The 10,788-nt window shown below is 57.2% G+C and carries 12 protein-coding genes; 6 read left to right on the top strand and 6 right to left on the bottom strand.

Annotated elements, in window-relative coordinates:
• The first annotated feature begins 3 nt into the window (after nt 1-3).
• Entirely contained in the window at nt 4-384 is a 381-nt protein-coding gene (locus tag ACEWZM_RS16830; protein ID WP_414007533.1) for a Na+/H+ antiporter subunit G, read from the top strand.
• A gap of 91 nt (nt 385-475) precedes the next feature.
• Complete coding sequence (selD, locus tag ACEWZM_RS16825; protein ID WP_414007532.1) at nt 476-2,635, top strand: selenide, water dikinase SelD; 2,160 nt, start codon at nt 476-478, stop codon at nt 2,633-2,635.
• A gap of 34 nt (nt 2,636-2,669) precedes the next feature.
• On the opposite strand, the gene mnmH is transcribed toward selD, so the two are convergent.
• Nucleotides 2,670-3,722 (bottom strand): tRNA 2-selenouridine(34) synthase MnmH, encoded by a 1,053-nt coding sequence (gene mnmH, locus ACEWZM_RS16820; protein ID WP_414007531.1) that lies wholly within the window; start codon nt 3,720-3,722, stop codon nt 2,670-2,672.
• Between the two features lie 164 nt (nt 3,723-3,886).
• Between mnmH and ACEWZM_RS16815 the strand changes: the two genes are divergently transcribed.
• A complete protein-coding gene (locus ACEWZM_RS16815; RefSeq protein ID WP_414007530.1) occupies nt 3,887-4,375 on the top strand; it encodes a MarR family winged helix-turn-helix transcriptional regulator in 489 nt (162 codons plus the stop codon).
• A gap of 104 nt (nt 4,376-4,479) precedes the next feature.
• On the opposite strand, the gene ACEWZM_RS16810 is transcribed toward ACEWZM_RS16815, so the two are convergent.
• Nucleotides 4,480-4,788 (bottom strand): DnaJ family domain-containing protein, encoded by a 309-nt coding sequence (locus ACEWZM_RS16810; RefSeq protein ID WP_414008067.1) that lies wholly within the window; start codon nt 4,786-4,788, stop codon nt 4,480-4,482.
• A 101-nt stretch (nt 4,789-4,889) separates the two neighbouring features.
• Nucleotides 4,890-6,452 (bottom strand): bifunctional metallophosphatase/5'-nucleotidase, encoded by a 1,563-nt coding sequence (locus ACEWZM_RS16805; protein ID WP_414007529.1) that lies wholly within the window; start codon nt 6,450-6,452, stop codon nt 4,890-4,892.
• A 154-nt stretch (nt 6,453-6,606) separates the two neighbouring features.
• Between ACEWZM_RS16805 and ACEWZM_RS16800 the strand changes: the two genes are divergently transcribed.
• Genes ACEWZM_RS16800 through arsC form a run of 3 tightly spaced genes read left to right on the top strand, consistent with a single transcriptional unit; the run spans nt 6,607 to nt 8,338 of the window.
• Nucleotides 6,607-6,945, top strand: coding sequence for a DUF952 domain-containing protein (locus ACEWZM_RS16800; protein WP_414007528.1), 339 nt, complete (start codon nt 6,607-6,609; stop codon nt 6,943-6,945).
• A complete protein-coding gene (locus ACEWZM_RS16795) occupies nt 6,942-8,000 on the top strand; it encodes a quinone-dependent dihydroorotate dehydrogenase (protein ID WP_414007527.1) in 1,059 nt (352 codons plus the stop codon). Before ACEWZM_RS16800 ends, ACEWZM_RS16795 begins: the two co-directional genes overlap by 4 nt.
• Nucleotides 7,997-8,338, top strand: a complete 342-nt coding sequence (arsC, locus tag ACEWZM_RS16790; protein WP_414007526.1) for an arsenate reductase (glutaredoxin) — start codon at nt 7,997-7,999, stop codon at nt 8,336-8,338. Before ACEWZM_RS16795 ends, arsC begins: the two co-directional genes overlap by 4 nt.
• A 55-nt stretch (nt 8,339-8,393) precedes the next feature.
• Here the strand turns inward: arsC and ACEWZM_RS16785 are convergent, their stop codons facing one another.
• From ACEWZM_RS16785 to ACEWZM_RS16775, 3 genes are read right to left on the bottom strand one after another with little or no spacing between them, the layout of a single operon-like run.
• Nucleotides 8,394-9,719 carry an MATE family efflux transporter gene (locus tag ACEWZM_RS16785; RefSeq protein ID WP_414007525.1) on the bottom strand — a complete coding sequence of 442 codons (1,326 nt, stop codon included), beginning with the start codon at nt 9,717-9,719 and terminating at the stop codon, nt 8,394-8,396.
• A gap of 12 nt (nt 9,720-9,731) precedes the next feature.
• Nucleotides 9,732-10,298, bottom strand: a complete 567-nt coding sequence (locus ACEWZM_RS16780) for a PaaI family thioesterase (protein WP_414007524.1) — start codon at nt 10,296-10,298, stop codon at nt 9,732-9,734.
• On the bottom strand, nt 10,295-10,717 hold the full coding sequence (locus tag ACEWZM_RS16775; RefSeq protein WP_414007523.1) for a PaaI family thioesterase: 423 nt from the start codon (nt 10,715-10,717) through the stop codon (nt 10,295-10,297). The genes ACEWZM_RS16780 and ACEWZM_RS16775 overlap by 4 nt, the downstream gene beginning before the upstream one ends.
• Nucleotides 10,718-10,788: the final 71 nt, after the last annotated feature.

Below are 10,788 nucleotides of genomic sequence, written 5' to 3'. Positions count from 1 at the left end.
AGCATGGAACAGTTCTTTGACATCATCATTGCCGGGTTTCTTGTGATCGGTGGTATCTTTGGCATTGTTGGCTCCTTTGGCCTGCTGAAGCTCAACGACCGTATGTCGCGGCTGCACGCTCCGACCAAGGCGACAACACTTGGTGTTGGCGGCGTACTTATGGCGTCCATTGTTCATGCCGGAGCTTACGAACATCACCTGTCGGTACATGAGCTGATGATCACGCTGTTCCTGTTTCTGACAGCACCGATCACGGCAAATTTCATTGCCAAGATCCACATCCACAGGCACGACAGTCCCGAAAGCCTGCCCGATGCGGGCGAGGACAAAATCTGGGCCACGCATAAGCAACCAGAAAACGAAGTGATCGGCCCCGGCGTCTGATTCTTAAACCCCCTGCCGCGTTAGGTAGGGGTTCTCATCCGGGACAACGGGTTTTCGGGTGGGCTCTCCCTGCCCAGTAACGAGAACCGCTATGCACGCCGCTCCCCTACCCTTGACCAAAGATGTCGTGTTGATTGGTGGCGGTCACACCCATGCGCTGCTGTTGCGCAGATGGGGCATGCGCCCCCTAGCAGGCGCACGGCTTACGGTCATCAATCCCGGCCCTACTGCCCCCTATTCCGGCATGTTGCCGGGGTTTGTGGCTGGTCACTATGATCGTGACGAGTTGGATATAGATCTGGTTAAGTTGGCACGCTTTGCCGGGGCGCGGGTGATCCTGGGTGCCGCCGAACATATTGACACCCGCGCGCAGGAAATACATGTCGCGAGGCGCCCACCAGTCGCCTATGATGTTGCTGCGATCAATGTTGGCATCACCTCTGCTATGCCCGATATGGCCGGGTTTGCCGACAACGCCATACCGGCCAAACCTCTTGGCCGCTTTGCCGCCCGTTGGGCGGATTACCTCAATTGCGATGATCCGGCCCATATCGCGGTGGTAGGGGGGGGCGTGGCCGGGGTTGAGCTAATCCTCGCGATGTCCCATTCCCTGCGTGCACGTGACCGTCTGGAGCAAGCCACGCTGATTGATCGTAGTAAAATTCTAACCGACACAGACGCTAAATCCCGTGACCGGCTGCGTGTTGCGCTACACAGTCTTGGTATCACCGTGATAGAACACGCAGATATCGCCCAGGTCGAAGCTGAACATGTGATCCTCTCAGATGGACGCGCCGTTCGTTCTGATTTTACAACCGGAGCAGCTGGCGCACGGCCCTATCCCTGGCTCGCCAATTCAGGATTAGATCTGCACGACGGTTTTCTGAGCGTGGATGACTATCTACAAACCAGTCAGGGCGGTGTTTTTGCCAGCGGCGACTGCGCACATTTCAAGTCGAACCCACGCCCCAAGGCCGGGGTCTATGCAGTACGTCAGGCACCAATCCTATACCAGAATTTGCGCGCGACCCTGACCAAGGATCCGCTTCAGCGCTACAGCCCACAAAAAGACTATCTGAAACTGATCTCAATGGGCGGCAAGACCGCCGTCGGTGAACGATTTGGACAGACCTTTGCCGGAAGCTGGATTTGGCGTTGGAAAGACCACATAGATCAAAGCTTCATGGAGCAGTTCCGCGATCTCCCGTCGATGGATCAGCCAACACTACCGCCGGAACACACGCATGATCTGCCAGAAGCTCTGGGTCATAAACCGATGTGTGGTGGCTGTGGCGCCAAGGTCGGTGCACGCGCACTGAAAACAACACTTGGATCCCAGCCTGCCAGCCAAAGATCAGATATAACGCCTCTACCCGGCGACGATGCTGGGTTATTGGTCACCGGTGGACAGCTGCAGGTCCTCAGCACAGATCACCTGCGGGCCTTCACCGCCGACCCGGTTGTAATGGCCCGCATCGCGGCGATCCATGCGCTTGGCGACATCTGGGCGATGGGAGCGCAGCCGCAAGCTGCTACCGCAAATCTGATACTGCCAAGGTTATCGCCGGAGTTACAGGCGCGCACCCTTAGCGAAATCATGACAGCCGCCGGTGACGTTCTCCGTGACGCTGGAGCCGACATTGTCGGCGGTCATACGTCTGTCGGGGATGAACTGACAATCGGATTTACGCTCACCGGATTGTCTGATGGTCCGCCAATCACCTTGGCGGGCGCCCAGCCCGGAGATGCCTTAATCCTGACCAAGCCCCTTGGCACCGGCGTTATCATGGCGGCCGAAATGTCCGGAGAAGCCAATGGTGTCTGGGTCGCTGAAGCTTTGACAGCGATGAGCCAGCCCCAAGGCAAAACCGCCGAGCTCTTACGGGTTGCAAACGCGATGACGGATGTGACCGGCTTCGGCCTGCTGGGTCATTTGCTCGGCATTTGCGAAGCCTCATCCCTCGGTGCAGAAGTCAGTTGCGACGCCATCCCGCTGCTGCCTGGTGCCGCTCACTTGTCGGCTCGAGGGGTTCGATCCTCGCTTTTCGCAGAGAATGCGGGCCTACTGCCCGAGATCGCGACCGGTGGTCGGCAAGACCTGTTGTTTGATCCGCAAACCGCAGGCGGTTTGCTGGCTGCTGTACCCACGAACCAAGTTGCGGATTTGCTGCCAAAACTGCGCGGGTATGCACCCGAGGCAACGATCATCGGCCATATGGGACCCTCCGCTGGTGCAATTACCCTGAACTGACGCCGTTAGCGGCCCGCATCGGGCTCCGAAATGATCAGAGCCCGTCAAGAAACGTCAGAAGATCAGCCGCTATCCGATCAAGATCTGATGTGCCCAAATCCCCCGCCTGCAGCGTCGATATGACATCCGCACCGATGCTCCGGCGGGCGCTTTCATAAGCCGGATCGTAGTGCTGCACCATCAATGCCTCGGTGAGCGCAGGTTTGTCGCCTGCCGCAATCATATCAAACCAGCCATCAACAACCGCGTTGGATCGATGCGCCCGCAAGCCATCCAAACGCTCCCGCAGCATAGGTGCATTGGAGAGGATATCCTCATAGCCTGACAGCAGATACTGGCAACGCGCAGTCACCTTTGCCTCAACCTTTATCCGCGGTGCCCGTTTCAGACCAGCCCAAAGCTGCGGCGGGATAATCCGTGCGCCAATCTTACTGGATTCTGCCTCAATCAGCACTGGCCGATCGGGGTTCATCCGGGCCAGTTGCCCGGCCAGCTCAGATTCGAAGGCTTTTTGACTGGGTTGTGGTGTCAGATAGTCTCCAAGCAGAGATCCCCGATGATGCGCGAGACCTTCGAGATCCAGTACTTGTCCGCCAAGCATACCAACCCGCTTGAGAATTTCGGTTTTCGCAGTGCCTGTATAGCCGTCCAGCGCAACAAAGCGGTGCGGCAATGGCGCGTCGTATAGATAGTCGTGCACCAGGCGCCGATAGCTCTGGTAGCCACCTTCCACGACATCCGCACGCCAGCCAATCTGTTGCAACAACCAGGTGAAGCTGCCAGACCTTTGCCCACCCCGCCAGCAGTAGACAAGCGGACGCCAAGATCCCGGATGGTGGCTCAGACGTTGTTCTACATGATCGGCTGCGTTTCGGAACACTTTTGCCGCTCCCACCTTACGCGCGAGAAACGGGCTTTCCTGCACATAGATGGTGCCAACTTCGGCTCGTTCATCATTGTCTAAAACCGGCAGGTTGATAGCGCCCGGCCAATGGTCTTCTGCAAATTCAGCGGGACTCCGCACGTCAATGACGCAATCGTAGTCCTGATCAAGGATTTCGGTTAGCGATTTAAAACGAATGACCATATCCGGTGATCTACTCCGCTAGCTGTTCAAGGAAAAGTCGCATTCCCTTCAACCCGTAAACATTTTACTATGGATGGAAGATTCGCTTTAAATTCTATCTATAGTTCTGGCACACTCGACTCAATCGAGACTATTAAGAGCCATTTTCCAACGGGAGGCGAGACATGGCTGAGCCAACGATAGATACCTTGCAATCCCCCGGCCACTTAATACGACGATTGCACCAAATATCCGTCGCACTCTTTGCAGACCATATGGCGCGGCATAATATTGACCTGACCCCGGTACAATTTGCGACAGTTGCTGCCATCGCCCGTGAACCAGGCGCCGACCAAGCGACCATCGCTGCGCGCATCGCATATGACCGCGCCACGCTTGGTAAGGTGATCGACCGCCTGGTGACTAAAGCACTGATCCAGCGCGATATTTCACCTTCTGACAAGCGCGCAAGAATGGTGTCTTTGACCGAAGAAGGCCACTCTCTCTTACGCGAAGCACTTCCCATTGTAGAGGACTTGCAGTCGGATATTCTGACCGGGCTAACCCCTGCTGAACAGGTGCAAATGGCGACATTGTTGACCAAGGCCACCCAGATTGGTGACCGGCTTCGCCGCGCGCCGCACCGTGGGCATATATCGCCCCCCAAAACCTAGTGTGTCTAAGTTGCGGTCACGTAGATCTGCGCGCTTGAGTACTCGGGCTTAACCTCAAACACCGGACCTTTTCCTGTCCATCACGCACAAGAGCCGTGTAGTTGCTATTTACTGTAGGCTTTTCTTGCCAAATCCATCCGGGCCTCAAGCATCGACATTTCCTGCATGATGTCTTTCCGGCGACTACGGTCGCCGGTCTCCTGCAGCTCCAACCGCAGTGCGGCCAGCGTTCGGGATAGCGAGACGAATTCCGGTACCGCGCCATTCTCCTGCATCACCCGGCGGATCAATGCGTTTTCCGGATCCTCGACCTTGGGCAGTGGTTTCCCGGCCCCCGGAAGATTATCAAAGGCGCCCTCGGCTTCGGCCTTCTGGATACGCGCGGAGATGAGATCAATCAGTGGATGGTCCATGCATCTTTTATGCATGAGCCTATCCAAAAAACAAAGACCGCGCCCACGAAGAAGCGCGATCTCTGGTATTTTCTCTGCCATCCATAGCCAGCGGTGGTTGGTTACTTCTGGCTGATACGGCCGTCCGTATAGGGCTTGTAGGGCGCGTTTTCCGCCAGATACTCCGCCGTCACATCGGCCAGATCGGGGCCAAAGTCATAGGCATTCGCCGCGTCGCGGAACATCTTGTAGCCGTCCCCGCCATTGCGCACATAGTTGTTGGACACAACGCCATACACCGTATCCATTTCAATCGGCGCACCTGCGACCATCACATCGCTGATCCGGCTGCCGGCGGGCTGGCTTGCATCCAGCGTATAGGTCATCCCCGCTACCTGCGGGAAACGCCCGGCACCCTCTTCGAGCTTGCTCACACCGTTCTCAAGTGCCGCGACCAGCGTGGCACCGCTGACCTCAAAGGTTGACAGCGTGTTCTGGAACGGCAGAACCGTCAGCACCTCGCCCATCGTCACTTCTCCCGCATCAATCGATGCGCGGATGCCACCGCCGTTCTGGATTGCAACCTGAATACCCTGATCGGCCACCCGCGCCAACATCGCATCCGTAATCAGCGTGCCCATCGAACATTCCTGCGCCCGGCATACCGCGCGATCCCCGCCAAGCGGTTCATTGATCGTCGTCACCACCTTGTTGCGCAACTCTTCCAGCGGCTTGGCAAGCTCGGCCACACGTGCAACCGCGGTTGCGTCCTCTGTCACAGAGGCATCCAGCAGGATCGGCTCGCCCACGATTTCGGTCACGACACCAGCATCGTCAAAGGTCACATTCAGCTCACCAAGGTACTTGCTATAGGCATAGGCCTGCACAATCGGCACGCTGTTCACCATGGTGGGGTAAGGCCCTGCGGCACGCTCTGCTGTATTGCTCAGCAAGGTGTGCGAATGCCCGCCGATAATCAGGTCCACGCCGCTCAGCGCCTCGGCAAGGCGCATGTCCTCGGAAAGGCCGACATGAGTGAGCAGAATGATCTTGTTCACCCCGTCCGCCTCCAACGCATCAATCTCTGCCTGTGCGGCATCTACCGTGGGCGAGAAAATGACGGATGGTCCGGGCGAGGACGTCTCGCTTGTGTCCACGGCGAGAACCGACACGATGCCAACCTGCTCGCCGCCGACGTCAAGCGTCACCGATTTTGAGACCTTCCCGGCCAGCAGATTGTTGCCGCTGACGTCGATATTGGCTGACAAGACCGGAAAGCTGACATTGTCGAGGAACTCGGCTAGCCCTTCGGGACCATCGTCAAATTCGTGGTTGCCCACCGCCATCGCGTCATACTCAAGCTGCGTCATGAACTCGGCAACCATCGCGCCGCCATATTGCGTATAATAGAGCGACCCCTGGAACCAATCGCCCGCATCCAACAGCAGTTGGTTGTCACCCGCACGCGCGCGTGCCGCGTCAATGGCGGTGATCATCCGCGCGATACCGCCGAAACACTTGCCTTCGGTGTTGTCCTCGGCCGAACAGGGCCCATCATACTTGCTGATCGGATCAAACCGGTCATGAAAGTCGTTGGTGTGCAGAATGGTCAGCTTGTAGTCCGCTGCCGCTACGCCAGCCGTCAGGCCAAGTGCGGCTACAGACGTCAGAAAACGCGTCATCATGGAATAAAACTCCCCTGGCTTGTTTTATTGGGCGAATGGTGCGGCGAAATCCCCAAACAGTCAAAGGGGAAAAATCCCTCAACGTGCTGCCTTTACGTCAAGGTGAGTAATATTCAGCCTTGATTCACCTTCGCCCTCAGGGCATCACCGCGCCATGCTCATCTTCAAGATTTTCCGTACCGACGAATGGACTGTGCTTCAGACAGAGGGCGAGACGCTCGGCGCTCCCATCGACCTGAGTGATGGCTACATTCATTTCTCCACTGCCAGCCAATCCCAGGAGACCGCCGCCAAGCATTTTGCCGGGGCCGTCGGTCTGTGGTTGATCGCCCTTGACGCCGACCAGCTGGGCTCTGACCTACGCTGGGAAGTCTCCCGCGGCGGAGCAGAATTCCCACATCTCTATCGCAAGATGACCATGGATGATGTGATCTGGGCCAAACCGCTCCCGTTAGTGGACGGACGCCATCAATTTCCGGAGGACATGGCGTGAACCTGGTTGAACGTCTCGCCCTTGGTGCCCTGCACAAATGCGATCCCGAGGCGGCTCATGGCCTGTCGATCAAGGCGTTGAAACTGGGGCTAACCCCTGCTCCCGGTCCGGTGATATCACCCCGGCTTGCCACTCAGATTGCAGGCCTCAATCTGCCAAACCCCGTTGGGCTTGCTGCGGGCTTTGACAAAAACGCTGAGGCGCTACGCCCGCTCAGCCAGGCAGGATTTGGCTTTATCGAAGTGGGCGCCGCGACCCCACGCCCGCAACCCGGCAACCCAAAACCGCGCTTGTTTCGCTTGACGGAAGATCATGCCGCGATCAATCGGTTTGGTTTTAACAACGAAGGCATGGAGGTGATAGGACAACGCCTTGCGGCCCGGCCCCGCGATGCGGTGATCGGTCTCAACCTTGGTGCCAACAAGGATAGTGACGACCGCGCCGAAGATTTTGCCAAGGTGTTGGACCATTGCGGCGCTCATCTGGATTTCGCCACCGTTAATGTCTCGTCTCCAAACACCGAAAAACTGCGGGATCTTCAGGGCAAAGCTGCGCTATCTGCGCTCCTTAGTGGCGTAGTCAAAACCCGCGATGATCTGGACAAGCATATCCCAGTGTTCCTGAAAATTGCCCCCGACCTCGATCCTGCAGGAATCGCGGATATTGCCGAGGTTGCAATCAAAACAGGTATTGACGCCATTATTGCAACCAATACCACGCTTGATCGCGACGGGTTGCGCAGCGCCCACCGTGGCGAAATGGGTGGGCTGTCCGGCGCGCCTCTGTTTGAAAAATCCACCCGCGTGTTGGCGCAATTGTCTGAATTGCTAGATGGTCGAGTACCATTGGTCGGGGTTGGCGGAATCGCAAATGCCGAACAGGCTTACGCCAAGATCTGCGCCGGGGCCTCAGCCGTCCAGTTCTACACCGCCATGGTCTACAGCGGGCTGTCCTTGGCAGGTAAAATAGCACGTGGCCTGGATGATCTGCTTGAGCGTGATGGCTATGCCAATGTCGCAGACGCTGTGGGCAGCAAACGCGGAGACTGGTTATGATCACCTATTGGCACAACCCGCGCTGCTCAAAATCCCGCGCAGGCCTCGCCCTGCTTGAGGACGGCGGCGCAGAAATCGCGGTTCGGCTTTACCTCAAAGACGCTCCGTCGGTTGCTGAGCTAACTGAAGTCGTTGCAAAGCTTGGCATCACCGCAATTGAGATGATGCGCACTGGCGAAAAGATCTTTAAAGAGCAAAAACTTAACGCGTCAGATGGTGACGCACCCCTGATCGCGGCTATGTCAGAAAATCCGATACTGATTGAACGTCCAATCGCGATAACCCAATCAACGGCTGTGATCGGTCGCCCGACCGAAGCATTGAACCAACTCTTGTAACAACCGCTCCGGGACCCATAGGTTTCCGGGGTGATGTTCTGTCCAATCCCAGCACCTATCCCCCGATTTGCGTCTCAAGCCGCGGGTAGCGCAGGGCGAGCGTCAGACCTCTGGCCAAGTTCAATACCATCAACGCAGCCCAAAGCCCGTGATTGCCCAGTGTCGGTACCAAAATCAGCAGAGCCCCTATGTAGAGAACCACCGATTGTATAACCGAGTTCCGCATATCGCGGGTCCATGTTGCGCCAATGTAAATTCCGTCGAACATATAACTCGCCACGCTGATCAGCGGCAGCAGTGCGGCCCAGATCAAATAATCACGCCCCGCAGCTCGTACCGCTTCCGAGGTGGACATCAAATCAATCACCCAAGCGCCACCCAACAAGATCATCAGTGTCAGCGCAGCTGCTCCGCCAATGGCCCACTGGCTGGAGATCACGGCTGCTTGGCGCAGCTGCGTTCTCGCTTTGGAGCCAACCGCGCTGCCCACCAAAGCCTCTGCAGAGAAGGCAAAACCATCTAGGGCAAAGGCTGTGATTTCAACGAATTGCAGCAGCACCTGATTGGCTGCAAGGGTCACATCCCCGAGATCTGCGCCAATAAACAGAAAGGTGGTAAAGGAGCCGGTCAAGAGCACCGAGCGGATCATGATGTCAGTATTGACCTGCATCATCCGTTTCAATCTCGCCGGGTCAAAAACACGGGCCCAGTTGCACCACTGACTTCCGGCGAAGGCGTCGCGACACAGCCACAGCCCAAGCGCCAGTCCGCTCCATTCTGCAATCAAGGTGGCAATCGCAACGCCTTCAACGCCCCAATCCAGCCCCAGCACAAACCACAAATCCAACAGGATATTGAGACCGTTCATCCAGATCTGCAGGATGAATACGCCGCGTGTGCGCTCAACGGCGATCAACCACCCTGTCACGGCATAAAGCGCGATAGTCGCAGGTGCGCCCCAAATGCGGATTTCCAAATAGTCGCGCGCTAGGCTCTCCACCTCGACGCTGGCTGGGGCAAGCGCAAAGGCACCCCAAAACACCCCGGCCTGCCCTATGATGAAAGCCGCGCCAGCTGCAAACGCCAGCAGGATACCACGGGTTAAAAGAGCACCGGTTTCAGCCCAATCACCGGCGCCGCGTGCCTGCGCCGCCAGTCCCGTGGTGCCCATCCGCAGAAACCCGAAAATCCAGTAGATCGTCGCCAAAATGACAGCGCCAATGCCAACCGCTCCGATCGGCGCGGCCAGTCCCATCTGGCCGACAACCCCGGTATCTACCGCTCCCAAAATAGGCACGGTTGCATTGGACAGCACAATCGGCAGAGCAATCTTAAGCACACGTGCATGGCTGATCTGCTCCGGCACCTCAGATTTGGCCATACCCATTCTTCCCTAGCCCTTACTGTCTGACGGTATGCCCGACACAAATTCAGGCGAGGCCGTGTCTAGCGTGGCGGCGTCTTGTGGCATCAGGAAATGGCCCGTTGCCTGAGCAAATAGCTTGTCTTTGTGATCCTGCCATGCTGCCACATGCACGGACGCATAACGTCGACCTGACCGTGACACAGTCGCACGCGCGTAGGCATCACGCGGCAAACCGGAACGCAGGTAGTCCACTGTGAAATCAATGGTCTTGGGTTGGCGAGGCAGCTTTCCAGCGGTCAATTCATCTGCGTCGAGACTGCCATTCTCAATGCGCTCCCACAGGTTAGCCCAGGTCAGCGTCATCACAGCCGTCATTTCCAAAAACGCCGCTGTCACCCCACCATGGATCGCCGGGAGGAAGGGATTGCCAATAATTTTCTGGTCGAAATTCAGCTGCGCCGTTAGCTCATCGCCTCGGCGATCAAAGGTGATGTTGAGAAAACGGGCATAGGGCACCGATTCCACCAATGCCGCAAGAGCCGCATCGCGCCGCTGTTTCACCACCTGTACCGGTTCAGGACGGGCGCGGCTCAAAACTTGACCTCCACCGTGAATGCGCCGACCGCTGTTGCAACCGGATGTTCCTCATCTTCGTCCATGGCAGTTGCGCGGACAAAAGCCACATTGCGGGTCATGTGGTGGCAGGTCGCACGCGTAACAATCCGCTGTCCGGGCGTCGCCCCACGCATGTAATCTATGCGCAGATCCATCGTCGCGGTTCCACCGGGCCCCGACGGATGGCACATCACTGCAGCACCACAACATGTATCCATCAAGGCCGACACCGCTCCGCCATGGATCACCCCTGTTTCCGGATCGCCGATCAGTTTCTCGTCATAGGGCATAATAATTTCGGCGGAGCCATCCCCCAGATCGGTAAGTTTCATCCCCAATTCCTTTGCATGTGGAATTGCTTCGATGAACTGCCGCGCCAGTTCCGTCTTGTCGACCATGGGCTTCCCCGTTGTATTGTTTCACTCTTTATCAGCCATACCTTGATCGAAGAGCAACCCTGCGGTTGAAC

It is taken from the genome of Phaeobacter cretensis, assembly GCF_047372505.1.
Lineage (GTDB): Bacteria > Pseudomonadota > Alphaproteobacteria > Rhodobacterales > Rhodobacteraceae > Phaeobacter > Phaeobacter cretensis.
This window is presented reverse-complemented; position numbering and strand designations above follow the sequence as displayed.